The sequence below is a fragment of the Klebsiella aerogenes KCTC 2190 genome, assembly GCF_000215745.1.
Taxonomy (GTDB): Bacteria; Pseudomonadota; Gammaproteobacteria; order Enterobacterales; family Enterobacteriaceae; genus Klebsiella; species Klebsiella aerogenes.
The window spans coordinates 494,099-518,175 of record NC_015663.1 but is presented as its reverse complement, the minus strand read 5'-3'; the positions used below and the strand labels follow the sequence as shown (position 1 = coordinate 518,175).

The window sequence follows — 24,077 nt, the reverse complement described above, 5'->3', positions numbered from 1 at the left end:
TTAGAGCCTATCCCAGTAGGCGTAATTGGCGCAGCCAGTTTGAACACGGACAGCGCGCAGAAACCGGAGCGTACACGTAGTACGTGAGGATTTTGAGCACTGCCCAGGTTCAAAATGGCAAGCAAAATAGCCCTAATGAGATAGGCTCTTAGGTAAACATAATAAAAATACTGAGGCAATGTCATGGATAAGGAACTACTGGAAGCGGGCTACCGGGCCTATACCGGCGAGAAGATAGATGTCTATTTCAATACCGATATCTGTCAGCACTCGGGTAACTGCGTGCGCGGCAGCGCGAAGCTGTTCAATCTGAAACGTAAACCGTGGATCATCCCCGATCAGGTGGATGTGGCGACGGTGGTCAAAGTGATCGATACCTGTCCCAGCGGCGCATTGAAGTATCGCCACAAATAAGCGAGGAAATGATGGAAATTCTGGAAGGCCATAACAAGTTCTACGTTAATGACGCCGAGGGAAACCAGGTGGCGGAAATTGTCTTTGTTCCAACCGGTGAACATCTGAGCATTATTGAGCATACCGATGTCGATCCCAGCCTGAAAGGCCAGGGCGTGGGTAAACAGCTGGTCGCGAAAGTGGTCGAAAAAATGCGCCAGGAACAGCGCAAAATCATTCCGCTGTGCCCGTTTGCCAAACACGAATTCGATAACACCCGCGAGTACGACGATATTCGCGCCTGAAATATGGCGCCAGCTGTGGCTGGCGCCGTGCTGCGATTACCCGGCCAACCGGCAGGTGGCATGATCTGGTAAAAATCGCGAAATGATCTCTCCCAGATGCTCGCGAGTGACCGGTGGTGAGAACAGATACCCCTGGAAACGATCGACTCCCAGCGCTTTTAGCTGATTAAATTTCTCCAGACTATCTACCCCCTCGGCGATGCAGCGGTTCTGCGTTAGCTGGCAGTAGTAGACCAGGCTTTTAATCAACACCAGCGCGTGCGGGTCGCGCTGAAAATCATTGACGATGCTCATATCCAGCTTGTAGCCGCTAAAACGCGCCGTGCGTACCGGGAACATCACGCTGCTGTGCGAGAAGCAGTCGTCGAGAAAGATGCGAAAGCCCTGCTGCTGAATATTACTCATATTCTCCACCGCTTTTCCTTGCTGCTGTAAATCGACGGTTTCAGCAAATTCCAGCACCAGCCGGTTGGCCCACTGCGGGTTCTGTAGCTGTTGCCAGGCGGTTTCCATCATACGGGCAAGATTATCGTGATAGGCGATGCAGGGAGGGATATTGACCGAAAAATAGAACTCGCCCTGATAGCGATTGATATTCTGCACCGCTTCCTGCAGGACAAAGGCGGTCAGTAATAGCCAGGCGTATTCGGAGTGAATATGCGGGAGAAATTCGCCCGGCGGCAGTACCACGCCATCTTTGCGCCAGCGGGATAAGATCTCGATGCCCTGCAGGCGTAAGCGCTCGTCGACAATCGGCTGAAAGACCGGAAAGATCTGCCGGCTGTGAATAGCATGGATAAACTCACGTTCGAAGGGGGTCAGCGCGGTCATGCCCTGACCTGTTACGCGTTTGCTTCGGCTGCCCGGAAATCGGCTCGCCAGATGCGGATGATACTCCACCATCTTGTTTAGTCCTGAGGTTCTTTGGTTGTAGAGCGTTTTCTGACTGACGCCGCGGATCTGCGCCTGGCTGGTGATGCTGTGGCCATACAGCAGGGCGAGGGTGGCGTTAAGTTCGATTTTGCTTAAGCCCGACGGCGGCTTGCCGCGCGCCAGCGCCTCAATGGCGGAAAGCTGTTGCAGGCCGGGGTAGCCGACCAGGCCGCCTTGCAGCAATGCCGCCAGACGGCGGCACGGTAGATCGGATGAGACCGCCTGCACGGCGGCCAGCAGGCGGCGGTCGCCGACCTGGTGCAGTAAGGTTTGCCATAGCCACGGCGCCGGGCTGCGGCTTAAGATCACCATAGGCAAAGGTCGTTTGGCCTGGTTGAGTAACCAGGCGGCTTCGCGCAGGACGAACAGTAGCCACCAGGGATCGTCGGGCAGAAAAACCACAATTTGCCGGACGTCGGCTGGCGCAGATATCGACAGCATGCTCTGCACCCGCGGCTGTAGCCACACCGGATGGCGGCAACCGTCGTCGACCATGCGGGCTAATCCCGCCGCCGCCATGGCGCAGGGCGACAGGATGTAGTCTGTCGTCGCCTGCGGGATATCGGCTTTACTGGTAGACAAACGTCACCCCAATAATCGACTGGACGTTACCCGCCGTTACCTGGCCGCTGGTGCGCGCGTAGGTGGCGGTCAGCCCGAGATTCACCGGCGAAGTACCCACTGTACCCAGTGAGACATTGCTGTTGGCCGGAACGGCGGTCCCGTTACGCGTCAACTGGACGCCAATACCCTGTGCCGGCGAAGCGGAAGCGGTATTGCGAAATATGGAATTGGCGCTATCGGCGGTGGTGCCCGTCAGGTAATAGGCAAGGTTTTGATTTTGCGCGCAGTGAACCGTGACGGGCACGGCCATGGAACCCGGATAGTCGGGAAGCGTAACCGTGACATCACGGGCTGACACGTCGCAACCGCCCGTTGGTACCACGACATTATTATTGGCATAAATATTCCAGGTGAAATCTCTCGGGTTTCCGTCGCTGGCCACTTTATGCATATTGAGCCGCGCGATAAGCTCGCCAGAATTAATCACGACCCCGCCCGCAGCGCCGGTTGCGGTAAGGTACATGCGCAACGGTAATCCACGATAATCTGTGTGGGTGATGATGTAGACCGACGAGTTCGAGTTCATCGGTAATGGGTAAGTATTGCCTGCCCAATAAATGCTCCCGGTAAATGCCTCCAGCGCGCCACCGAATGCTGAGCCACTGGTGAGGTTGATATAGTCAATAATGGAGCCGCCGCTGGAGTCATTTTTACAGACGATGGAAGAAGATAAATCGACAACCAGGTTTTGGCCGACGCCAATAGAGGGCGTTAAGTTGACGTAAACATTCGCCGCGCCTGAAGTCATAGTTTGCCCGGTGTCGGCAACTTTACAGGTGAATGCCGCGACGTCCAGCGACCAGCCCATCAGCAGCAGGGCGGTAAACAGAGCGATGATTTTTTTCATAAACAAACTCTCCTGACTCAGGCGTAGGTATAGGTGACGCTAATCACCGCCTGAATGGTTCCCTGGGTGGCGCCGCCGTTAACCGACAGGGCCCGAACCTGCAGCGGAAAACGCGCCGACTGCGAGCTTTCGTCGACCTGAACCGACTTTTGCGCCCCGTTATTGAGCGTGGTGCCGCTGTCGTCCTGTAGTTCGAGCTGGATATTTCCTGCGGTACCCTGATTCTTGTAATAGCCGGTGCTGTCCGCGGTGCCGCTAAAGGTGGCGACGACGCGTGACGTGCCGACCGGGCAGTTGCTTAAATCCAGCGCGGTGCTGTGCCAGGCCGAAGCGGAACCCGCCGATACCAGGCTGAAGGTATAAAGATCGCCGAGGTCGACGCTGGCGTTAGTGGTGGAGACCGTACACGGTTTGGCCACCACTTTGCCGTTCACCGTGATGGTGATGTCGGCGGCATGCAGTGGGATAATGTTTAACGCCAGCGCGCCTGCCAGAAGCCATCCTGCGTAGTGTGCTTTCATCTCAGCCTCCGGTTACTGGAATTCAAGGGTAAAGGTGGCGGTGGCGTAGACGTGACCGGCGGTCACCGGTACGCGGGTTGCCATCAGCCGGGCGTAAAAACCGAGGGTGTTGGTCTGCCCCGGCGTTAAGGTGGTCCAGGCGATCGACGAAGAGGGCGCGTTGACCGGCAGCATCGTCTGCTGGCCGTTGAGGATCTGCACCGCCATCCCCGCCGCCGCAGAGGCGCCGCCGTCGATTTTTAACAGGTCGTTATTGTCGCTATCCGGGGTGCCGTTAAAGCCGACTTTGACCGCCGTCACCGAGCTGCCGCAGGGCGACAGCACGATGCGAAACGGCACCAGCGGCGTGGTCGCGCCGACGGCGTTAAACTGCTTCGCGGCGTTGTCCATCAGATCGACGGTAAACTCTTTCGATTCGGTGGCCACCGCGCAGGCGTTGTCGCGCACGTAGCCGCTGATGGTGATGGTGCTGTCCGCCGCAAAGGCGTTGGCGCAGACCAGCGTCAGGACGGCGCCAAACAGGTTAAGTGGTTTTTTCATCATCATGCGTTCCTTAACGGCACTCTGCCGATAGCTGGCTCAGCGCCTGCCGCTGACTCTCTTCCGGCAGGCGGTAGCTGGCCATACAGCTGGCGTCCGCGCCTTCGCCCCATTTCACCTGTACGCTGCCGGCGAGCGGCATCCCGCTCAGGTAGACCTGGCCGTTATCGGCCACGATACTGCCGCTCTGATTGCTGCCAGAGGTGACCATCGCGCCAAACGGCACTGGTTTGCCGTTATGGGTCAACGTCATTAGTAACTTGACCCCGACGTGGGCTTTGAAGTCCGCCCGTACGATAGCGCCGTGGGTAGGGACAACGCTGACCACCGCGTCATCGAGATCGACGTTATCGGCAAGGGTATTGGTATCCAGCGCCACCCGGTTTTCGCGATATTCGGTGGCGTAAGGCAGCACCGCATAGCCGCGCCAGTCGGTACGCACCCCGGTCTGGTTTTCCACTTTGACATCACCGGCACCGGGCGCTTTCACCAGCACCACCGTGTCATTCAGCGGCTGGCTCAGGGTCACGCCGTTAGCGTGGGCCAGCACACCGCCGCTGACGCCGTAGTAGAGCTGTTTGAAACCGTCGCTGCGGCTGTAGCCGACATTGGCGTTGCCGTAGCCGCCGCGATAGTTCAGCGCCGCGTAGCCGGTGCCGCTGCTATCGCCTTCGCCGCCGCTGGCGTAGCCGGTCTGCACGCTATAGCTCAGGTTATTGTCTTCCAGCAGGGTGCCGTAAAGTCCCGCCAGATTGGTCATCCGACCATCAAGATCGTGCGACATGCTGTAGCTGGCGCTGGCGTGCCGCCATACCGATTTGCTGTCGGAACGCAGCCAGTGGCTGAACGGAATATTGACGTTGACCGCCAGCATCTGGTCGCGGCCCTGCTGCCAGGCGTTTTTGGTCAGGCTGTAGCTCAGCGTCCAGTTGATGTCGTCCACCGCCGCGTTGAGCCCGGCCTGCAGCTGCTGGTCCGCCTTGCCGGTCGACCAGTAGGTCTGATGGCTGCCGCTCAGATAGAGCGTGGCGGTACGCCCCAACTGTTGGGTGACGCTTAGCTGCACTTTGCCGCGCTTGTTGTAGGCGAGGTTGTAGTAATCGGTGAATTTCGGCTTCACCTGGATTACGCCATCCTGGGTCTCTACGTCGTAACCGCTCATCCGGCGGTAGGTAGTATCGGCAAAGCTGTAATAACCTTTAGTAGAGTAGCGATAGCCCACCAGCTGGATATTGGTGCCGACATCGCTCAGCGACTTGTTATAGAGGAAGCGAATTGACTGCCCCTGATGATCGCTGTCGTCGGGTAGGGTGGCATTGGCCTGGGTGACATCCAGCGACACGGCGCCGAAATCGCCCATATTTTTCCCCACGCCGAGATTAAAGGCGCGGTAGCGGTCGGCGAGCTGCGTACCGCCATATAGCGTCCAGCCCGCAGGCAGACCGTGTAACACGGTACTCTGAAAGAACTTCGGCTCTTCTTGCTGATCGTTGCCGCTGCGATATTCGCCAGCGGTCAGCGCGTACCGGGTGTGCCCTTCGCGCTGCAGTACCGGCACCGTTGACCACGGCACGCTGAAGACCTGGCTGGTGCCGTCGTTTTCTTTAATCGTCACCTGCAGATCGCCGCCGTTTCCTGCGGCATAGAGATCGTTAATGGTGAACGGGCCCGGCGGGACCGTGCTCTGGTAAATCTCATAGCCGTTTTGTTTGATCGACACCTGCGCGGTGCCGCGGGCTATGCCATGGATCACCGGCGCAAAGCCCTTCTGGCTATCCGGCAGCATGTTGTCATCGCTCGCCAGCTGGGCGCCGCGGAAGTTTATGCCGTCGAAAATATCGCCGTTGGTGTAGCTATCGCCGAGGGTCAGGCGCGAGCGTAGCGGTGTGATGTCGCGCTCAAGCCAGGTGTTGACGTGTTGCCATTTGTTCTCATTGCTGGAACTGCTGCCGCCGCTGCTGTAGCTCCAGGTGGTGTTATCACGCAGCCGCCAGGCACCGAGATTGAGGCCGCTTTGCAGGTTTAAATAAGCGTAGTTGCTGCTGCCGCCGGTATCGTTATGGACGTTGTTACCGGTGAAGTTGTAGTTCAGCAGCCCAGCGTTGATGCCGTCATCCCACATTTCTGGCGGAATATAGCCGCGCGCGCGGTTGCCCATAAAAGCCTGCGGCACGGTGAGGTACAGGCGCTGCTGGCCGACATCGAAGCGCGTCGTGGCATCAGTGATAAGTTCGGTCAGCGGCACGCAGGCGTCGGCGGCGAGGGCGCTCATCCCGTTCACCGCCGCGGTATTGACCCCCATGCCCGCCAGTTGGCCGCGGGTCAGGCACGGGCTTAGACCATGGCCTTTTTCGCCGCGGTTAAAAGTGACATCGCGAGTGGTCATAAAGCCGTCGTTAAGGTAAATATCGACGCGGTAGGTGCCGGGCGGCACCTCTTGCCCGTTTTCGAAACCGGAAAGATCGGCCACCGCCGCAGGATCGTCAGCTAAAAAACGCGGGTTAAAATAGAGTTCAGCCTGCGCGTAGCCCGCCTGCAGGACAAAACAGAGCGCCACGGGAAATTTCGCCATGGCCAAAATAGCGCGTGGGCGGAGCCTCGCGCTGCGGGAACCAAAACGGTCCTGTCCATATTTGAGATGTGACATAGTCCCTCCGGTCTCAATTCGCCCGGCTGTCAGTTCTTATTGTTATGCGCGGTTTGGCCCGCCCGGCGGGCCAAACCTGTATTAACGCAGCACGCCAGTCATTTTTGGGGTCAGCGCGCCGTAATCATTAATCGTGCGATAAGTAATGTTGCTACCGGCATCCGGCGGCAGCTTGACGGAGGTTTTACCCATTGGCGGCACCAGCGCGTTTTCCAGCACCCGGGTGCCGGCGTTAAGTTCGGTGACGGTCAGGTAATAAGGGGTAGGGTTAGTCAACGTTAACGACGAACCGCTGCGGCTAAAGCTCAGTTTTTCCGCCGCCTGATCCGGCGGTAGCGCCAGCTTCGCCGGGCGGTAATAGAGCTTGATGCGGCTGATAATCGCCAACTGCAGGGTGTTGTCGCTCAGTTTGGATTTATCCATCGACGGGATGGCTTTCACGTTAATCCAGAACAGGCTTTCGCGATCCTGCGGCAGTTGTTTATTGGTGGCGTCAATGATGCGCAGGGTATTCTCTTTTTTGCCCTGCATGGCGAACAGCGGCGGCGTAATCACGAAGCGGCCATCTTTGCCGCCGTCGGCGTTTTCCACCCACGACTGAATCAGATAGGTGCTGCTGTCATCATTATTGGTCACCCCTAACTGCACCTGTTTTTGCCCGGCCGGATAGATAACCCGCGTGGCGCCGAGCGCAACGCCGGCCTGAGCCCAGGCGGAGTAACCGCTTGCGGCTATCATCAATAACCCCGCCAGTAGTCCGCGCGTCATCCCCAGTCTCTTTTTCACGTTTACCCCTTTTGTACTCACCGTTGTTTCCTGTTTCCGGCATATTTGCTGGTTAATTACTGATAGGTCAGAGAGAACCAAACTTGCGCGTTTGCCGCTCCCCCGGTGACCTGATTGCCGGTCGCCCGATATTTGGCTACAAAATGTAGCGTGGTGGGGCCGGTATACAGCCGCCGCCAGGCGCCCGGCGGGCTATTCAGCGGAATCAATTGATCTTCGTTATCAAATAACGCGATGCCGACGCCGGTGGCGATACCCGGTCCTTCGCCAACCGAGAGCACATCCGGATTTTTGCCATCGGCCACGCCGCGAAAAGACACGCCGACATGCTGGCTGACTGCGGTGCTGCAATCCTGAAGGTGAATATCGAATGGCACCGGGTTGGCATCTTCCCCGGCTGAATGAAAGCGATTACTGCTGATCTGCCCCATATTGACGGTCATCTGCTGGTCGCCGGCTTCAACACGGCAGGACTCAGCGATGATGACGCCTTGAAAACGCATGTTTCCCCCAGCCACCGTGACGTTCCAGTGGTTGCCGGCCAGCGCCAGCGGCGGAAACAGAAACATCAGCAGACCTGTCTTCACTCCTTGCATCGTTATCACCCCAATCCCGTAGTGGATAACGGGCCATCCTGGCCCGGAATGCTTCCCTGTCTGATGTTTGAATTACTCGTATTGCACTTTGAAGGTGGCGTCTGCGTTAGCAGTACCGGCAGTAGCCGCGCCAGTGGCGTAGTAACGCGCCTGGAAAGGAATGATGTTGGTGCCGTCGTTCAGCGTGGTGGCCGCGCTGAAGGTAGCGCCATCCAGGCCCAGCGGAGTGCCGGTTTTGTCGAGGATCTGTACGCCGACGTTGGTCGCGCCGCCAGCAGCGGAGCTCTGCAGAGCCAGAACGCTGGTGTTGGTGCTGTCAACCGCGGTACCAGAGAAAGCGACAGAGGCTTTGGTGGCGACAGAGGTATCACAGTCGTCTAACTGAATGTTGAAACCTACAGCGGAGCTGGTGCTGCCCGCGGTAGCCAGTTTTGCCGAACGAACCTGGCCTAACTGAACGGTCTGGTCGATAGAACCGGCATCGACTGCACAGGCTGCGTTGACGATTTCTCCTTTAAAATGCACTGTTCCGCCATTTACCGTGGTGGTATCGGCCAGGGCCGCCGCGGAGCTCAGGGACAGAGCTGACAGGACAACGATTGCCAGTGTTTTGATTTTCATGCTGTTTTCCTTTAAACAAAATCGATATTACGAACCAAAAATGGCAGTCGTCTTGCCTTCCAGGCATTCCATAAATCAGCCGAATGGTGCGACTGCCGGTTCTGCACAGTTTTTGCCCCTACTGATGAGTCAATTGGGGCCATTTTGACTCATCAGGATTTATGGCTTTTATTTTGTTAAGGTTGGTTTAGTTTTGGATTTATATACTTCTAATTGTTTGTTTTATGGATTTAAAAGCTGTGATTGTGCCGTGAATGGAAAAGCGGCGTACTTGACTTCGATAGCGGAAAGCGGGCGAATGCGAGATAGTCTGACGAGGATAAGTAAAGAAAGGTCGTTGGAGAATTCAATGTAAATCAATTGGATATAATTTTTTTTGATGAAATATGCACTTGTCAGTTGCAAAAGATTACAAAACATTTTTATGATATAGACAGTTTGGCCCCAATTGACTTGTTCGATATTAAAAATTTTCCTTTTTATCAATCGGTTATCCTATTTCTTCCGCGCTTGTAAATTTTCCTCTAACAGATTGTTTCTTTCCCAAATCCCGGCAAAACGCGCTGCATTACTGGCGGTATAACGGACAGTATGACGAATATTACGATGTCCGAGATAATCTTGTATCAAACGGGTATCAGCTCCTCTTTCCGCCAGTTCATAGCCGCAGGCATGACGCAGCATATGCGGATGCGTATGCGTCACGGTTCCCGCTTCTTCCCCGGCGGCGCGGATAATGCGATAGGCCTGTTGCCGTGAAAGCGGGGTGCCGCGGCGCGAGATAAATAGAGCGTCGCTTTTGCCTGCTGCCTTCCAGCCGGCCCGTTGCTGTGTCCAGCGTTCTATCGCTTCGCGTTCATCAAAACGCAGCGGATGTACGGTAGAGAAACCGTTCTTTAAGCGGCGAACATTGATGCGTCCTTCGTTAAGGTCGAGATCGCGATAGTGCAGATCGAGTAATTCGCTGATACGCATCCCGTGGCGAAACGCCAGCAGGATCAGACAGTAATCCCGTTCGCCGGTTGGGCCGTGCTGGGCCGCCTGCATCATTGCCTGAACTTCTTTGGCGGTGAGAAAACGACGTCGGTTCACAATTTTGAGCTCCTGAATTTAAGTTTACTCGCAAGGAACAGCCTGAGAAAAAATCTCAGGATGCATAAAAAATAATCTGAATGGAAAGCCCGTATTATTTGAGAGGGATAAAGACCAACAGGTATCACATTACATTTACACAAACATAAATTACCGCTACGCGATAATTCTTATTTTTATCTATTTTATTCTTTACCACAATAGAGCTGTGCCAGGTCGCGGGCAGGTGCATAAAATAGCAAGGAAAAAAGTTAATGCCAGCTATTTATTGAACGGAAAACATGTGCTGAAAGGATTAATTTAACAATAAATAACGAACTAATATCCTGATGAATTACAGGTGCATAGGAACGTTTTTTTTCATGTTCTAAATAAGAACTTTTAAGAACAATAAACATATTTAACGTATGGTTAATTTTTATTAATGTTTCGCAAGAAAAAATCTATATATGAGGAAAGCTGCAATTTATCGCAGCCTAAACAGAGCAAATTTGCAACAGTCTTGCCGGGGATGGCGGGCAGGGGCTGGCAGTAAGAGGGGAACCGACAACGAAACGCCATCCGTGGCGTAAGGCTACCTTACTGGAAAAGCGAGATTCTTTGCTTCTCGCGGGAATTATCCCAGATACCATAAAAGCGCCCGGCGTTACTGGCCGTGTACCAGACGGTATGGCGAATGTTGCGGTGGCCGAGATAATCCTGGATAAGTCGCGTATCAATGCCCATATTAGCCAGCGCAAAGCCGCAGGAGTGGCGTAACATGTGCGGGTGAATTTCCAGCGGTAATCCTGCCTGATCGCCGGAGGCGGAAATGATCTGGTAAAACTGTTGGCGCGACAGAGGATTACCCTTACGCGATAAAAATAACCACTCGCTGGTGGATTGTGGATATTCATCACGAATATCCAGCCAGCGCTTTAGCGCCTGGATCTCTTTATTCAGCAATGGATGAGTGGTTGAGAAACCTTTTTTTAATCGATGGATGTAAATACATTTTGAACGCAAGTCAATATCTGAAATTCGCAGGCGACAAATTTCGCTGGCACGAAAGCCATGAATAAAACAAAGTAATGTCAGGCAATAATTACGAGCTGCATGAGGTCCGCTATTGGCAGCATTGAGTAATGACTCGATTTCATTCTGAGTCAGGAAGTTCCTTTTTTTAATGTCACTATTATTCTTCATTATGTTCCCTTTCTTTTGCAGGCGTACATTACTATCCCATAGGCTCTGGCTGGCCTATTACAGGATCCGAAGATAGGTTGCGCATTTTATGAATAAGCATGATGCGGATCGCTTTTACTATCCCTCAGGTAACAAGGACTTTATCGCGGCAAAGCTGCGCGAAATCCTGTGGATATAATGAAGTGGCTTCATCGCCCGCAAGCTGTACGCAGGCGAATTCCTGATGCGAAGCGCTCAGGCATTTGATGTACATCGGTTTTCCTGGAGGTTTACACGTCCTGTTCATCCTTTCTCCTCTTGAGTATGCGCGCTTACAGCAAGGTCATAGACTACCGGCTGATAAACTGAGTCCTGGCTGGATAACGCTGCAAACCGTTATCCATGAGGATAATTGCCTCAATAAACAGGTTGGCGTTGCGTAAATGTTTTGCTATACAAAATAGCGTAAGACACCTGATAGCATTCACCGCAACACTACAACAGCGATTAAACCATACTGCAAAAATCGTAGAGAGAATAGCGTTAATAAATGTGCAGACGTTTCAAAGAGAGATTTTACTTATTATCGAGCAGTCGGAATTTTCCGCTCGCGTAATCAGTTAATGAGAGACTTAATCGGAGTTTTTAGGAAGCTTTAAGAAGTTATTGCGAAGCGCAATTTCTGCTGTAACCGCTTATGATTTATAGGAAATTTATCTCTGGTTGTATCAGAAAATAACGGCCCGGGCTTGTCAGGCTCAACAACGTAATAGTGACCAGAGAGCCCGGATTATATTTGTTGATGAAGCCGTATGGCGCTAATCAACTTCCCCAGTAAGCGCCACGGCTTACGAATTATCTTAACTGCTGGTAAAACAGGATAATCGCAATGGCAATCATGATAAGCCCTGAAACCATGCTCACTCCTTTCGCCGCCTGTGGGCGGGCCGCCAGTACCGCCCGCGACCCATAGCCGACCAACAGATAAATTAGCGTACAGGTCATCAGGTGCATCGCACCCAGCGCCGACATCTGCAGCGCCAGCGGCCAACTGCCGTGCGGATCGGTAAACTGCGGCAGCAGGGCGAGGAACAACAGAAAGACTTTTGGATTAAGGCCGCTAATGCATAGTCCCTTCACCGCCCACGCATTCCAGCTGCCAGCCGATTGTTGCGCCGCGCCCGGCGCCGCCGGATGGCGTAATATCATGACCCCGAGCCACAATAAATAGGCCGCGCCCGCCAGGGTGATCGCCGATAGCGCCAGTGGATGACCGGCGATTAACACCCCGACGCCGGCGACGACGATAATCGTTGCCAGCAGATGTCCAGACATCAGCCCCATCACCGCCGGAACGACGCGACGGCCGTTGATACCGGCGCTGATGGCATACGCCCAGTCGGCACCGGGGGTAATAATCAACAGGAATGAGACTATCCAGAAGCTGGCGATCAGGCTTATTTCCATCAGCAACGCTCCACAACGATATTAGACATCACACACTCGCAAAATTAGGTTATCGTGTGAGAAAGAATATCGACATAGAAGCGAAATGAGCTTTCAATGTTATGTCATAATCCGGCGATAAAAGAGAAAATCTTCCAAATGGATAGCATAGATCGAAAAATTCTTGCTGAGCTGCAGGCCGATGGTCGTCTGTCGATAACTGAACTGGCGGAGCGGGTGAATTTGAGCCTCTCTCCCTGCCACCGGCGACTACGCGCGCTGGAGCAAGAGGGGGTGATCACCGGCTATCGCGCCAATCTCGACCCGGGAAAAATGGGGTTCAATTTTCTGGCTATCGTTTTCGCCACGTTAAAAGAGGGCGATAAAAAAGCGGTCAGCGCTTTTGAGGAGGCGGTGGCGGAGATCCCGCAGGTTGTGCTGGCGCAACGATTGTTTGGCGATCCGGACTATCTGATGCACGTCGTCACCCGGGATCTTCCTGCGTTTCAGAAACTCTATGATGACAAACTGTCGGCGATGCCCGGCGTGCAGCATTTACGCTCGACGCTGGTGATGAAAACCGTGGTGCAGGATCGCCCTTTCCCCCTGGAGACGTTAAACGCTTCCCGCTAATGCCCTGCTGCCAGGGCATTGTAGAATGGCGAATTACCACTTTTCATCACGCGCGTCGCGGCGGCCTTCGCGCCGATTTTCTCGCTTATCTTCGCGACAGCGCATATTGCTCTTGTCATCATTTCTCACGCATTCACGTTTTTCTTCACGTCCACTCTGGCGCGCATCCTGACGGATATCGCGAGCATCCTGGCGTTTTTCCGCGCGGTAGGTGGCGTGCGCGGTGAGGGTCGGCAGCAACAGGGCGGCGGTAAGCAGAGGCAGGATTATTTTTTTCATTGTCGAAACCTTAAATATAAAAATAAATCACGGAAGGTTATAATTGTGGTTCGTAATCTTATGTAAATCGATACAAAATGTGCTGAACTCTCTTTTTTTTAGTTTATTATTAAACAAGCCCGGCAAGTTCTCATTTTATTATTCTCGTTGCTACGTATTTTAGCTTATTACGCTAAAGAGATTACGAATATAGCATCAGGGCTCAGTCGCTTTAAGTATTTGCCTTGATTTTTATCAACGATCCTTATTCATCCGGTTGTGGCGGATATTTGGCCGTGCGATGCTCGCGGCATGAGATTTTTCTCAGTCTCCGCGAAGTTAAATGGAATTGTTAATAAAAGGAATATTATATGAAACGTTCAATTATTGCTGCTGCAGTATTTTCAACCGTGCTGATGAGTATTAATGCTTTTGCCGCGGCGCCAAGTGAAGAGCAGGGCGAGTTAGTTATTATTGGTAATGTTATTAATTCTTCCTGTCGTTTTGAAACCGATTATAGCAGTACGATTCAACTGGCTGATGTTGACGCTACCCGTTTTGCCGGCATGTCAGCCGGTGAAGTCTTATCCGGCAATTTCGCTACCAGTAGCGATCCATTAACTATCGTTTGCCCGGAAGGCACGGTATTGAAATCGATTGATATTAGCGGCGGGACCTATACTACCGGCGGCGTACTTAATCCTATCGCAACTACAACGTCTGCTAATGGTGTCGGTTTTAAATTAAGACTCGGCTCCGCGGATATTAATGAAAATACCATATATGACGTCAATAATTTGCCGGATGCGGTGACTTCTTTGGGCAATGGCGTTTATCAAATGAACTTTTCGGCGCAATACGCCCGAATTAATGCCGCCACACCGGTAACCGCCGGTGAAGTCCGCTCGGTGTTAACGATTGCCGTCTCTGCGGAGTAAGGAACTGTGCCGGCGCTTCGCCGGCTATTATTGTGCTAAGGGTGTGGTGCTATGAAACGGATTTTATTAGCAGGTTTATTTATCGCTATGCAGCCCGCGCATGCCGGAGTGGTGATTTTCGGTACCCGGGTGGTTTATCCGGCTGAGAAACAAGAAGTGGTCGTACAGTTGATGAATCATGGCACCCGCTCTTCACTGGTGCAGTCGTGGATTGACGATGGCAATACTTCATTGCCGCCGGAAAAAATCAACGTGCCTTTCCTGCTGTCGCCGCCGGTGGCGCGCATAACGGGTAACTCCGGTCAGCAGCTGCGAATTAAAAAGTTAGCCAACAAACTTCCGGCGAACAAAGAGTCGCTGTTTTATCTCAACGTACTCGATATTCCTCCGAATACACCAGGAAGTGAGGGGGCGAATACGCTGCGGTTTGCCATGCAAAACCGCATTAAGCTTTTTTATCGCCCTAAAGGTATCGCAGCGGTAAATAAAGATACATTTAAAAGTATTTCGTTGTCTTCGCGCAAAAACGCTCTGCATATTGCCAATGGTTCGGCAAATTGGTTGACGATTACTGAAATTAAACTCAGTAACGTTAAAGTCAATGAGCGCAGCGTTATGCTTGCGCCGTTATCAAGTCAGGATGTCTTTTTAAAAAATAATCTCGCCCGCCAGTATTCGCTAACGATGATTGATGATAATGGAAACTTTATTAGCGACAGGCTCAATGTAAAATAATAAATAATGGAGTTGGCCATGTTAAGGATGACGCCGCTTTCCTCAATGATACTGTTGGTTTTATTATCCGGTCAGCTGCAGGCCGCTGAAGAGACTTTTGATACCAATTTCATGATCGGCGGAATGAAAGGTGAAAAATCATCAAGCTTTCGCTTTGCGGATAATCAACCACTGCCTGGGGAATATGAATTGGATATTTACGTCAATAAACAATGGCGTGGTAAATATCCAATCGTAGTCGCCAGTAATCCGGATGATACCTGCCTGTCATCGGCATTATTACATCAGTTGGGAATCAAAGCGGATAGCGCGCCGTTGGCAAAAGATAACCAGTGCATGACGCTTAAATCCGCGGTGCGGAGCGGCAGTTATACGTTTAATATCAATATTTTTCAGCTTGATTTAGAAATTCCGCAGGCCTACGTTCTGGATCTTGAGCGCGGCTACGTCGCGCCGGAAAGTTGGGACCGCGGCGTTAACGCGCTCTATACCTCTTATTATCTGAGCCAGTATTACAGCGACTATAAAGACAGTGGCAATAACAAAAGCACTTACGCCCGCTTCAACAGCGGGCTGAACCTGTTGAGCTGGCAGTTGCACTCTGATGCCACCTACAGTAAAGCCGATAGCGGCGGCGGCGACTGGAAAAGCAACACCCTGTATCTGGAGCGCAGCTTTGCGCCAATTTTAGGCACCTTGCGCGCGGGCGACATGTATACCTCAGCGGATATTTTCGATGCGGTACGCTTTCGCGGCGTTCGTCTGTTCCGCGACATGCAAATGTTGCCAAACTCAAAACAGAACTTTACGCCAATCGTGCAGGGGATTGCCCAGAGCAACGCGCTGGTAACCATCGAGCAGAACGGCTTCACCGTCTATCAGAAAGAGGTGCCGCCGGGGCCTTTTGCGATTGCCGATTTACAACTCGCCGGCGGCGGGGCGGATCTCGATGTCACTATCCGGGAAGCCGACGGCTCGGTAACCACCTACCTGGTGCCTTATTCCTCGGTACCCAATATGTTGCAGCCGGGGGTGTCTAAATATGATATTGCCGCCGGGCGCAGCCATATCGAAGGCGCCAGCAATCAGGAAGACTTTATGCAGGCCAGCTATCAATACGGCCTGAACAATCTGCTGACCCTGTATGGCGGTACCATGCTTGGTACCGACTATCAGGCTTTTACTATGGGAACCGGGTGGAATACCCATCTCGGCGCGGTATCCGTTGACGGTACCTGGGCGCGCAGCGATCAGGATAACGGTACTTTTGAAGGGCAAAGTTATCAGATTGCCTACAACAAATACCTCACCCAGACTAAAACGCGCTTCGGTATGGCGGCTTATCGCTATTCAACCAGCGACTATCGCACCTTTAACGATCATGTCTGGGCGAAGAACCGTAATAGTTATCACCATGATGATAATGACGTTTACAACATTGATGATTATTACCGTTATGATTTTGGCCGTAAAAATAGCTTATCCGCCAATATTAGCCAGTCGTTGCCGGAAGGATTAGGGTCTTTCTCACTGAGCGCTTTATGGCGTGATTACTGGGGAAAAAGCGGCAGTAATAAAGATTATCAACTGAGTTACACCAATAACTGGCAGCGGGTTTCCTGGACCATTTCAGCCAGCCAGACCTATGACGAGGATCATCATGAAGATAAGCGCTTTAACCTCTTCATTTCGATTCCGCTGATCTGGGGAGAGAGCGATAGCGTGCTGGCGCGTCGCCTGACGCTGTCGAATTCGACGACCTTCGATAACGACGGTTTTGCCTCCAATAATACCGGCATCAGCGGTACGGGCGGCCAGCGCGACCAGTTTGACTATGGCGTGAACCTAAGCCGGCAGCAGCAAAACCATGAAACCACCGCCGGCGGCAACCTTACCTGGAACGCGCCGCTGGCGACGCTGAGCGGCAGCTACAGCCAGTCGTCAAAATATACCCAGGCCAGCGGCAGCCTGTCTGGCGGGGTGGTGGCCTGGTCCGGCGGCGTCAACTTCGCTAACCAGCTATCGGAAACCTTCGCCATTATTCAGGCGCCGGGCCTGGAAAATGCTTACGTCAATGGTCAGAAATATCGCACCACCAACGCGCAGGGAACGGTCATTTTCGACCATGTCTTGCCCTATCGCGAAAGTTCGTTGCTGCTGAATACCGCCAATACGCAGAGCAAAACCGAGTTGATTGGCAACCGGAAAGCGGTGGCTCCGTACCGCGGCGCGGTGGTGCTGGCGCGTTTCGATACCGACCAGCGTCAACCCTGGCTTATTCACGCCGAACGCCCGGACGGTACGCCGCTGAAATTTGGCTATGAAATTGAAGATAACGACGGACAGAATGTCGGCGTCGTCGGCCAGGGCAGCATGCTGTATATCCGCACCGATAACGTTCCGCCGTCGATTACCATCGCGGTCGATAAGCTGCAGGGCCATTACTGCACCATTACATTTAAACATACCATTGATGAAGGTAAGACCTATGTCTGCCGCTAAAAGGACGATTTTCATGAAATGGATAATTTTGCTGGTATTAAGCTTATGCTCTTTTTTAGCGCGGGCGGGGAACTGTGAATTAACGCCGAGCATCCCACCGGCGTCGATTGAGGCTAGCGGCAACTACACTTTTAAACCGCTGGCCGCCAACGGGGAGCTCAATTTACGTGATAGTTCACTTCAGGCTAACGCATTCAGCTTTCGCTGCCCCAGTAACTCAAATATTACGGTCTCGGTCAGTCTGCAATCGCCACCACAAACCTCCTACTATGTTGAAGTAGGCAGTAAGATCTATGAGATTAATTTCTCCTTCGACCAGACAAAAATGGAATCGTTGGGAAACGGAAAAATTGTTGAAAACCAGGTATATAATTTGGCAGATATGTTTAATAGTTTGGTCGGCATACGCTATGAGATTAAAGAAGGTAGCGCTAACGGGCAGCGTGTTACTCCCGGTGTGCCTTTCCAGATGCGGTATGGCATAGTTTTGAAGTATTGTAAGAATAATGAATGTCATAATGTTAACATCAATTACACCTTTAACGTCACCCTGCAGGTAAATATTATGACCTGCGGTTTTAACGTCCCGAACCGTCTCATCAATATGGGCGATTACAGCTACTTCGATATTAAAGAAGACAAAGCGCAATATCGCCTGGAAAGCGTTGATATCGATTGTAACCAGGACGAGTCGGCGGTATTCAAACTGACGCCAGGGAAAATTGATTATTATTTTGTCGCCGCTTCCGGCTTTGCCGGCACCAGCAAAATATTGAAGAATGACGATCAGGATGCCGCCACCGGCGCCGGCGAAGTCGGTTTTCATCTGCTCGATAGTCAGGGCGGGGAACTCCAGTACGGTAGCGGTTTCCTCTACCACTCCAGTGAGGATGCCCGACATGGCGACAGCAACCCGATCTATCTGCAAATTAAGCCGATGAAATATGGCGAAAATATCCGCGGCGGCACGATTAAAAGCCGGGTTATTATCGTCATCAACAATAACTAGCCACACGCGCCGCGCGCCTTCCTTGGCGCGCGGCGCGTGTGGGTTACGCGGTCGCGACCGGTTCAGGTCGCAACTGCTGCTGACGAATACTTATCAGCGCTACCAGCGCCAATAGCGCGAAGGCCAGCAGCATCAGCGCAATGGGGATATAGCTATCCCACATCATTAAAAAAGCTACCGCCAGCATCGGGCTAATACCACCGGAAATCACCGCCCCAATCTCATGCCCCAGCGCCAGCCCGGTGTAGCGTACCTCCACCGGAAACAGATCCACCATCAGACACGGCTGCGCGGCAATCATCGCGCCATGGCACAATGGCAATGCCAACAGCATGGCGAGCAGCATCGCCGGGAAGGTGTGCATATTAAGCAGCCAGAAGAAGGGGAAGGCGACCAGCGCCATGCCTATCACGCCGATATAGTAAAGCCGCTTACGGCCAATGCGATCGGAAAGCCATCCCCAGCCGAGAATCGTGGCGATCTCCACCGTCATGGCGATGGTGACCGCCGCGATCAGGTCGCGGGTGTCGATGCCGATATGTTTGCAATAGACCACTGAAAACGTGAAGAAGATATACACCGCGCCGTTTTCCGCCAGCCGCAGGCCGATAGCCTGTAATATCGCTCGTGGATGATTTTTGAAGGCGCTGAGCACCGGTAAATGATGGGCCTCATTTTTGCTGTCGTTTTCTGCTTTGCTCGCCACGAATTCCGCGTTTTCCTGGATGTTACGGCGAATATAGACGCCCACCAGAAAGATAAACAGGCTGAGCAAAAACGGAATACGCCACGCCCACGACATCACCTCTTCCTGCGGCAGCAGCTGCACCAGATAGAATGCCAGCGAAGAAAGAACAAACCCGCCGCAGACCCCCACCTGGCTCCAGGCGGTGTAGTACCCTTTCTGGCTTTCCGGCGCATTTTCGCTCAGCATCAACACCCCGCCGCCCCATTCGCCGCCGGAAGCCACGCCCTGTACAAAGCGCAGCGTAATCAAGGCGATTGGCGCCAGTACGCCGATATGGGCGTAGGTTGGCAGCAGACCAATTAAGAACGTACTGGCGCCCATCAGCGTCAGGGTGATGATGAGCGTCATTTTGCGACTGTAGCGATCGCCGAGATGGCCGAATATCACGCCGCCGAGGGGGCGGGCGATAAAGCCGATGGCAAAGCCGGAAAAGGCTAAAAATGAACCGAGCAGCGGGTCATTCGTGGTCGGGAAAAACAGCGGCCCGAAGACCAGCGCCGCCGCGGTGCCATACAGGAAAAAATCGTACCATTCCAGCGAGTTGCCGAGAAAAGACCCGATGATTAATTTGCGCATAGGTTGCGCCGGGGGGACCGTTGTACCGCTCACAGCTCCAGACATAAGGTTAACTCCAGTGCAGGTGAATCAGGCGGCGCCTGCTGGCGCCGGGCGATGGGTCGGCAGGGTTTTTATGGTTATGATGAAACTTAACGGCACGACGCCATGCTAAGGGTATGGAACTGGCGATTAAACCAGACCAGCCCGTCGCTGGGGTTGCCGAAGCGGATCTGTTTGACCTCGCAATAAAATACGCTGTGGCTGCCCACTTCATGGCTGTCGGCAATGACGCAGTCGCAGTTCGCCACGGCGGAAGCCAGCGCCGGCGAACCGGTCTCCAGCGCCAGCCATTCGTCGTGCAGGAAGCGTTCTTCAGAGCGGATTTGGCCGTTGGCGAAAATCCCGGACAATTGCTGATGCTGACCGGAGAGCACGTTAACGCACAGCACGCCGTTGTGCTGGAATTTGCCGTGCGCGAAGGACGAGCGGTTCATACATACCAGCAGCGTCGGCGGCGAATCCGTCACGCTACACACCGCCGAGGCGGTAAAACCGAAGCGGCCCGCCGGGCCATCGGTGGTAATGATGGTGATCGCGCTGCCCAGTTGCGCCATGGCATTACGAAAATCAGATGTCAGGTTCATAGTAATACCCGTTATTTCAGTTTGACGTATTCGAAGCCTTCAATAACCAGCCGCGGGGTTTTGGCCCGCGAACAGCACAGCAGGATCTGGTCGTTATCTTCGCGTTCTTCTTCGGTTAAATACTCGTCGCGGTGGTCAGGTTCGCCGCTGCAAACGTTGGCGAGGCAGGTGCCGCAGACGCCCTGTTGGCAGGAGACTTTGACTTTGATGCCGGCCTTTTGCAGCGCGGCGACGATTGTCTCGTTTTCACCGACGGTGACGCTCAGATTGAGTTCCGGAACCGCAACCTCAAAGCTGCCGCCGCTGGTTTCTACCTCGCGGTTGAAATACTCCTGATGCAGCTGCTCCGCGCTGAAACCGCATCCCTGAGCCGTTTCGTTAATCCACGCCATAAAACCCTCCGGGCCGCAAACGTACAGGTGGCCGGCGGCGGCGTGAGGCGTCAGGAGTTCCTGAGGGCGGATCCTGCCGTTTTCATCGCTGATATGCAGCTGAACCTGAGCGCTAAAGTGGCAATCCGCCAGTTCGGCCAGAAACGCCATTACCTCACGGCTGTGGCCGCAGTAATGCACTTCGAAGGATTTCCCGGCGCGAAATAGCGTATCGGCCATCGCCAGCATCGGCGTGATGCCAATGCCGCCGCCGATCAGAATGCTATGAGGCGCCGACATCTCCAGCGCGAACAGGTTGCGCGGAGGGCTAATTTGCACCTCGTCGCCGGGCTGTAAAGCGTGCGCCGCCAGCGAACCGCCGCGCGAGGCGCGATCTTTGAGGATCCCCAACCGATAACGCTGCGGGTGATGGGCGCTGCCGCACAGCGAATACTGGCGCACGATGCCATCGCCAAGATGCAAATCGATATGCGCCCCGGCGCTAAACGAGGGCAGGGGAGCGCCGTCCGGCGAGGCCAGCGTCAGGACTACCACCTCGGCTCCCTGAATTTCGCGTTCTGTGACGCGTACCGTCAATGTTTCAGCCATAGTTTTTCTCCACCCGCGAAGGGCTTAACGCATATAAATGCCGCCGTTGATATCCCAGGTCGCGCCGGTGATAAAGGTGGCGGAGGGCGCCGCCAGCAGTTCTACCGCGCGGGCGACCAGCAGCGGATCGCCAAGCCGCTTCATCGGGATCATCTCCAGCAGCGCCGGCATTTTCTCTTCCGGCACCGCGGCGCGAACGGAAGGTAGATCCAACGGCCCCGGCGCAATTGCGTTGACGCTCACCCCGGCGTTGCTCAGGGCGCGGGCGAAGACTTTGGTCAGCGTAATAATGCCGCCCTTGGAGGCTGCATAGTGGGCGCCGGAGGCGGTACCGCCGTTTTGCCCGGCCAGCGACGCGAGGTTAATAATGCTGCCCTGCTGGCGCTGGCTGAAATAGCGGCCGATAGCCTGGCAGCCGACGAAGGTACCGCGCAGGTTGGTACTGGTGACGCGATCGAATTCTTCTACGTCGATCTCCATGATCGGCGTGGTCAGGGTTAAGGCGGCGTTGTTGACCAGTACGTCGAGTTCGCCGAAACGTGCGCGGATCTGCGCCAGCGCGTCGCTGAACTGTTGCGGCTGGCGAATATCCAGCGCCAGCGGCAGCAGCCGCTGCTGGCTGGGATCGATCTCCTGGGCGCTGCGGGTGACCGTATCGAGATTGAGGTCGGCCATCGCCACCTGATAGCCCTGTTGCCAGAGATGGCGGCTGATAACCAGCCCGAGGCCGTTGGCCGCGCCGGTAATAAGTACGCTACGTGTCATAAAGTCCTCACAGGATGTAGCCAATGCTATGCAGGTAATCGTCGCCGTTAATCAGGCGTACGACCTTTTGCAGGATGCGGAAACTGTCGCCCTCCGGCGCCAGCGTCCAGGTGACGTCAGCGGCGTAGTGCTGTTCATTGCCCTTGCGGTACTCGTAAAGGAATTGGGCGCAGCGTACTTCGACGACCTCATCGCTGGCGCTGAGCAGGCGATAACGGCCGCTCATGCGGATAGTGCGCGCGCGCGGGGTGGTGGAGATCGATTCGCCGCTGTATAAACGCTGCACGCGTTTTTCCCGCATCTCGTGGTTGTCGTAGGCGTAGTTGAGCACGTTGGCGAAATCGGTGGTCTGCTGATCGATGGGAATGATGTAAATTCCCTCAGCGCGCCACAGCGCCAGCCATTCACGGAATTCGCCTTGATCGAGCAGGTCCGCTTCCAGGTTAATAAACTGAATGGCGGCGTTGAGGATAGGTGATGTGTTCATTATTGCCCCCGGTTATCAGCGGTCATGTACTTTTTCCATTGTTGATAGGCGGCGCGCATGCCGGTTTCGGCGCTGACGTCGCTGCGCAGGCCGTCGGCGGTGCGGACTTCGCCGGGCAGGCCGCGGTTGAGCATGATCCACAGATCGTCGCCCGCGCCGCCGCCGCGCTGCACCCGCTCCCAGGCCTCTGAATCATCGGGGGTGCCGAAGCCCATCGGCCCCTGGAAGTGTTCGTGCAGCCGCAGGCGCGCCTGGTTGGCGATCGCCGGGCCATCTTTCATGGTCAGCACCATGTGATGAATTTCCGTCTCTTTTACCGATATCGGCTGCAGCACGCGGAAGAAGGCCATTGAACAGGCGACATTGGGGAACAGGTTAAGGTTAAAACCGCTGCCGCCGACCGCGCGTACGATGCGCCGCACCTGCTGCTCGTCGTGGCCTTCTTCGCGCAGGGCCTGGGCCAGCTCGCTAAAGCGCTCCGGGATTGGCGCATCGAGATTGGCTTCCAGATCGATAAGCTCGGGGATCATCACCATCACGCTGTGGCCATTGCCGAGATCTTCCACGAAACCTTTGCCGTCGACGAAGTTGAGCATCTCTTCGGTCTGTTTATCGACCGAGCTTAAAAACGACTTATGAACGATCGGGAAGTGATAGCCGTCGGTGGTATTTTCCAGCTGGATTTTCCAGTTGCCGGGAAAGCGAAAACGGTGCGCGGTGGTGGCCTGCAGCGCGTAGCCAGCCCCCTGTTTCATGAACAGATCCATCCATTTCATCGCCGGGCCGAGGAAGTCGGTCAGTGGCTCTATGTCGTGGTTGAAGCTGGCGAAAATCATTCCGGCGTAGCTTTCAACGCGCAGGCGCACCATGCCGAGCTCAGATTTGTTCAGCGTATCGCCGTAGCTCTCCGGATGCGGCACCCCGCGCAGCGCGCCGTCGAGGCCATAGCCCCAGCCGTGATACGGGCAGGTAAAACCGTTCGTTTTCCCGCTGCGATGTTCGCAGACGGTGGCGGCGCGGTGGCGGCAGCGGTTGAGCAGCACGTTGATATTGCCTTTGCGATCGCGCACGACGATCACCGGCTGGGTACCCACCATCGAGGATTTATAGCTGCCGGCGTCAGGGATTTCGCTCTCGTGGGCGACCCATACCCAGGTACGGTTAAAAATGTTGTCGATTTCGAGGTCGAAAATTTCCTCGGAAGTATAGAGACAGGTATGGACCCGGTCGCTTTGCACCAGTGCCGCCAGCGTTTCGGCGGTATGGCTGGTATCGATATTTTTTACCGGAATACATTCAGACATT

The 24,077-nt window shown here is 54.2% G+C and carries 25 protein-coding genes and 1 pseudogene; 7 read left to right on the top strand and 19 right to left on the bottom strand.

The window, feature by feature from the left end:
* The first annotated feature begins 183 nt into the window (after positions 1 to 183).
* Both yjdI and EAE_RS02525 read left to right on the top strand, forming a co-directional pair.
* Positions 184 to 414: a 4Fe-4S mono-cluster protein YjdI gene (gene yjdI, locus EAE_RS02530; protein WP_015369861.1), complete on the top strand. Its 231-nt coding sequence runs from the start codon at positions 184 to 186 to the stop codon at positions 412 to 414.
* 11 nt (positions 415 to 425) lie between these two features.
* On the top strand, positions 426 to 698 hold the full coding sequence (locus EAE_RS02525; RefSeq protein WP_015369862.1) for a GNAT family N-acetyltransferase: 273 nt from the start codon (positions 426 to 428) through the stop codon (positions 696 to 698).
* A gap of 36 nt (positions 699 to 734) precedes the next feature.
* Here EAE_RS02525 and EAE_RS02520 read toward each other — a convergent pair whose 3' ends face one another.
* From EAE_RS02520 to EAE_RS02470, 12 genes and pseudogenes are all read right to left on the bottom strand, one after another.
* On the bottom strand, positions 735 to 2,213 hold the full coding sequence (locus EAE_RS02520) for an EAL domain-containing protein (protein WP_020078005.1): 1,479 nt from the start codon (positions 2,211 to 2,213) through the stop codon (positions 735 to 737).
* Positions 2,200 to 3,102 carry a fimbrial protein gene (locus EAE_RS02515; RefSeq protein ID WP_015703361.1) on the bottom strand — a complete coding sequence of 301 codons (903 nt, stop codon included), beginning with the start codon at positions 3,100 to 3,102 and terminating at the stop codon, positions 2,200 to 2,202. Before EAE_RS02515 ends, EAE_RS02520 begins: the two co-directional genes overlap by 14 nt.
* A 17-nt stretch (positions 3,103 to 3,119) precedes the next feature.
* Entirely contained in the window at positions 3,120 to 3,623 is a 504-nt protein-coding gene (gene fimG, locus EAE_RS02510) for a type 1 fimbrial minor subunit FimG (protein WP_015369865.1), read from the bottom strand.
* A gap of 12 nt (positions 3,624 to 3,635) precedes the next feature.
* Positions 3,636 to 4,166 carry a type 1 fimbrial adaptor subunit FimF gene (gene fimF / locus EAE_RS02505; protein ID WP_015369866.1) on the bottom strand — a complete coding sequence of 177 codons (531 nt, stop codon included), beginning with the start codon at positions 4,164 to 4,166 and terminating at the stop codon, positions 3,636 to 3,638.
* Positions 4,167 to 4,176: 10 nt separating this feature from the next.
* Positions 4,177 to 6,810, bottom strand: a complete 2,634-nt coding sequence (locus EAE_RS02500; protein WP_015703360.1) for a fimbrial biogenesis usher protein — start codon at positions 6,808 to 6,810, stop codon at positions 4,177 to 4,179.
* Between the two features lie 81 nt (positions 6,811 to 6,891).
* Positions 6,892 to 7,578 (bottom strand): fimbria/pilus periplasmic chaperone, encoded by a 687-nt coding sequence (locus EAE_RS02495; protein WP_045368437.1) that lies wholly within the window; start codon positions 7,576 to 7,578, stop codon positions 6,892 to 6,894.
* Positions 7,579 to 7,652: 74 nt separating this feature from the next.
* Positions 7,653 to 8,192: a type 1 fimbrial minor subunit FimI gene (gene fimI / locus EAE_RS02490; RefSeq protein WP_015369869.1), complete on the bottom strand. Its 540-nt coding sequence runs from the start codon at positions 8,190 to 8,192 to the stop codon at positions 7,653 to 7,655.
* A 72-nt stretch (positions 8,193 to 8,264) separates the two neighbouring features.
* Positions 8,265 to 8,813 (bottom strand): type 1 fimbrial major subunit FimA, encoded by a 549-nt coding sequence (fimA, locus tag EAE_RS02485; protein ID WP_015369870.1) that lies wholly within the window; start codon positions 8,811 to 8,813, stop codon positions 8,265 to 8,267.
* 482 nt (positions 8,814 to 9,295) lie between these two features.
* A pseudogene (gene fimE / locus EAE_RS02480) lies at positions 9,296 to 9,905 on the bottom strand (type 1 fimbria switch DNA invertase FimE).
* A 579-nt stretch (positions 9,906 to 10,484) separates the two neighbouring features.
* Positions 10,485 to 11,090 (bottom strand): tyrosine-type DNA invertase, encoded by a 606-nt coding sequence (locus tag EAE_RS02475; RefSeq protein WP_015369873.1) that lies wholly within the window; start codon positions 11,088 to 11,090, stop codon positions 10,485 to 10,487.
* Between the two features lie 124 nt (positions 11,091 to 11,214).
* A complete protein-coding gene (locus tag EAE_RS25395; RefSeq protein WP_015369874.1) occupies positions 11,215 to 11,343 on the bottom strand; it encodes a hypothetical protein in 129 nt (42 codons plus the stop codon).
* Positions 11,344 to 11,924: 581 nt separating this feature from the next.
* Entirely contained in the window at positions 11,925 to 12,536 is a 612-nt protein-coding gene (locus EAE_RS02470) for a LysE family translocator (RefSeq protein WP_015703356.1), read from the bottom strand.
* Between the two features lie 138 nt (positions 12,537 to 12,674).
* Between EAE_RS02470 and EAE_RS02465 the strand changes: the two genes are divergently transcribed.
* On the top strand, positions 12,675 to 13,148 hold the full coding sequence (locus EAE_RS02465) for an Lrp/AsnC family transcriptional regulator (protein WP_032706451.1): 474 nt from the start codon (positions 12,675 to 12,677) through the stop codon (positions 13,146 to 13,148).
* Between the two features lie 33 nt (positions 13,149 to 13,181).
* Here EAE_RS02465 and EAE_RS02460 read toward each other — a convergent pair whose 3' ends face one another.
* Positions 13,182 to 13,427: a hypothetical protein gene (locus EAE_RS02460; protein ID WP_015369878.1), complete on the bottom strand. Its 246-nt coding sequence runs from the start codon at positions 13,425 to 13,427 to the stop codon at positions 13,182 to 13,184.
* A 350-nt stretch (positions 13,428 to 13,777) separates the two neighbouring features.
* Between EAE_RS02460 and EAE_RS02455 the strand changes: the two genes are divergently transcribed.
* From EAE_RS02455 to EAE_RS25165, 4 genes are all read left to right on the top strand, one after another.
* Positions 13,778 to 14,344 carry a fimbrial protein gene (locus EAE_RS02455; RefSeq protein ID WP_015703355.1) on the top strand — a complete coding sequence of 189 codons (567 nt, stop codon included), beginning with the start codon at positions 13,778 to 13,780 and terminating at the stop codon, positions 14,342 to 14,344.
* 51 nt (positions 14,345 to 14,395) lie between these two features.
* Entirely contained in the window at positions 14,396 to 15,079 is a 684-nt protein-coding gene (locus EAE_RS02450) for a fimbria/pilus periplasmic chaperone (RefSeq protein WP_015703354.1), read from the top strand.
* 18 nt (positions 15,080 to 15,097) lie between these two features.
* The gene (locus EAE_RS02445; RefSeq protein ID WP_015703353.1) at positions 15,098 to 17,581 is read left to right on the top strand and encodes a fimbrial biogenesis outer membrane usher protein; all 2,484 of its coding nucleotides are present in this window, start codon (positions 15,098 to 15,100) and stop codon (positions 17,579 to 17,581) included.
* A gap of 565 nt (positions 17,582 to 18,146) precedes the next feature.
* Positions 18,147 to 18,590 carry a fimbrial protein gene (locus EAE_RS25165; RefSeq protein WP_223848495.1) on the top strand — a complete coding sequence of 148 codons (444 nt, stop codon included), beginning with the start codon at positions 18,147 to 18,149 and terminating at the stop codon, positions 18,588 to 18,590.
* 43 nt (positions 18,591 to 18,633) lie between these two features.
* On the opposite strand, the gene EAE_RS02435 is transcribed toward EAE_RS25165, so the two are convergent.
* From EAE_RS02435 to EAE_RS02410, 6 genes are all read right to left on the bottom strand, one after another.
* Entirely contained in the window at positions 18,634 to 19,914 is a 1,281-nt protein-coding gene (locus EAE_RS02435; protein ID WP_015703351.1) for an MFS transporter, read from the bottom strand.
* A gap of 131 nt (positions 19,915 to 20,045) precedes the next feature.
* Positions 20,046 to 20,540, bottom strand: coding sequence for a flavin reductase (locus EAE_RS02430; protein ID WP_015703350.1), 495 nt, complete (start codon positions 20,538 to 20,540; stop codon positions 20,046 to 20,048).
* 11 nt (positions 20,541 to 20,551) lie between these two features.
* Positions 20,552 to 21,520, bottom strand: a complete 969-nt coding sequence (locus tag EAE_RS02425) for a PDR/VanB family oxidoreductase (protein WP_015703349.1) — start codon at positions 21,518 to 21,520, stop codon at positions 20,552 to 20,554.
* A 24-nt stretch (positions 21,521 to 21,544) separates the two neighbouring features.
* Positions 21,545 to 22,285 carry an SDR family NAD(P)-dependent oxidoreductase gene (locus EAE_RS02420; RefSeq protein ID WP_015703348.1) on the bottom strand — a complete coding sequence of 247 codons (741 nt, stop codon included), beginning with the start codon at positions 22,283 to 22,285 and terminating at the stop codon, positions 21,545 to 21,547.
* Between the two features lie 7 nt (positions 22,286 to 22,292).
* Positions 22,293 to 22,772 (bottom strand): aromatic-ring-hydroxylating dioxygenase subunit beta, encoded by a 480-nt coding sequence (locus EAE_RS02415; RefSeq protein WP_015703347.1) that lies wholly within the window; start codon positions 22,770 to 22,772, stop codon positions 22,293 to 22,295.
* Positions 22,772 to 24,076 carry an aromatic ring-hydroxylating oxygenase subunit alpha gene (locus EAE_RS02410; protein ID WP_015369889.1) on the bottom strand — a complete coding sequence of 435 codons (1,305 nt, stop codon included), beginning with the start codon at positions 24,074 to 24,076 and terminating at the stop codon, positions 22,772 to 22,774. Before EAE_RS02410 ends, EAE_RS02415 begins: the two co-directional genes overlap by 1 nt.
* Position 24,077 lies beyond the last annotated feature (1 nt).

Bases quoted from the DNA above. Each gene is read 5' to 3' on its own strand.
- EAE_RS02500 (WP_015703360.1), bottom strand. From the start codon at position 6,810: ATGTCACATCTCAAATATGGACAGGACCGTTTTGGTTCCCGCAGCGCG.
- EAE_RS02460 (WP_015369878.1), bottom strand. From the start codon at position 13,427: ATGAAAAAAATAATCCTGCCTCTGCTTACCGCCGCCCTGTTGCTGCCG.
- EAE_RS02445 (WP_015703353.1), top strand. From the start codon at position 15,098: ATGTTAAGGATGACGCCGCTTTCCTCAATGATACTGTTGGTTTTATTA.
- EAE_RS02410 (WP_015369889.1), bottom strand. From the start codon at position 24,076: ATGTCTGAATGTATTCCGGTAAAAAATATCGATACCAGCCATACCGCC.
- fimA (WP_015369870.1), bottom strand. From the start codon at position 8,813: ATGAAAATCAAAACACTGGCAATCGTTGTCCTGTCAGCTCTGTCCCTG.
- EAE_RS02470 (WP_015703356.1), bottom strand. From the start codon at position 12,536: ATGGAAATAAGCCTGATCGCCAGCTTCTGGATAGTCTCATTCCTGTTG.
- EAE_RS02430 (WP_015703350.1), bottom strand. From the start codon at position 20,540: ATGAACCTGACATCTGATTTTCGTAATGCCATGGCGCAACTGGGCAGC.
- EAE_RS25395 (WP_015369874.1), bottom strand. From the start codon at position 11,343: ATGTACATCAAATGCCTGAGCGCTTCGCATCAGGAATTCGCCTGCGTA.
- fimF (WP_015369866.1), bottom strand. From the start codon at position 4,166: ATGATGAAAAAACCACTTAACCTGTTTGGCGCCGTCCTGACGCTGGTC.
- EAE_RS02425 (WP_015703349.1), bottom strand. From the start codon at position 21,520: ATGGCTGAAACATTGACGGTACGCGTCACAGAACGCGAAATTCAGGGA.
- fimG (WP_015369865.1), bottom strand. From the start codon at position 3,623: ATGAAAGCACACTACGCAGGATGGCTTCTGGCAGGCGCGCTGGCGTTA.
- EAE_RS02455 (WP_015703355.1), top strand. From the start codon at position 13,778: ATGAAACGTTCAATTATTGCTGCTGCAGTATTTTCAACCGTGCTGATG.
- EAE_RS02435 (WP_015703351.1), bottom strand. From the start codon at position 19,914: ATGCGCAAATTAATCATCGGGTCTTTTCTCGGCAACTCGCTGGAATGG.
- EAE_RS02475 (WP_015369873.1), bottom strand. From the start codon at position 11,090: ATGAAGAATAATAGTGACATTAAAAAAAGGAACTTCCTGACTCAGAAT.
- fimI (WP_015369869.1), bottom strand. From the start codon at position 8,192: ATGCAAGGAGTGAAGACAGGTCTGCTGATGTTTCTGTTTCCGCCGCTG.
- EAE_RS02515 (WP_015703361.1), bottom strand. From the start codon at position 3,102: ATGAAAAAAATCATCGCTCTGTTTACCGCCCTGCTGCTGATGGGCTGG.
- EAE_RS02420 (WP_015703348.1), bottom strand. From the start codon at position 22,285: ATGACACGTAGCGTACTTATTACCGGCGCGGCCAACGGCCTCGGGCTG.
- EAE_RS02495 (WP_045368437.1), bottom strand. From the start codon at position 7,578: ATGACGCGCGGACTACTGGCGGGGTTATTGATGATAGCCGCAAGCGGT.
- EAE_RS02450 (WP_015703354.1), top strand. From the start codon at position 14,396: ATGAAACGGATTTTATTAGCAGGTTTATTTATCGCTATGCAGCCCGCG.
- EAE_RS02415 (WP_015703347.1), bottom strand. From the start codon at position 22,772: ATGAACACATCACCTATCCTCAACGCCGCCATTCAGTTTATTAACCTG.
- EAE_RS02525 (WP_015369862.1), top strand. From the start codon at position 426: ATGGAAATTCTGGAAGGCCATAACAAGTTCTACGTTAATGACGCCGAG.
- yjdI (WP_015369861.1), top strand. From the start codon at position 184: ATGGATAAGGAACTACTGGAAGCGGGCTACCGGGCCTATACCGGCGAG.
- EAE_RS02465 (WP_032706451.1), top strand. From the start codon at position 12,675: ATGGATAGCATAGATCGAAAAATTCTTGCTGAGCTGCAGGCCGATGGT.
- EAE_RS25165 (WP_223848495.1), top strand. From the start codon at position 18,147: ATGACCTGCGGTTTTAACGTCCCGAACCGTCTCATCAATATGGGCGAT.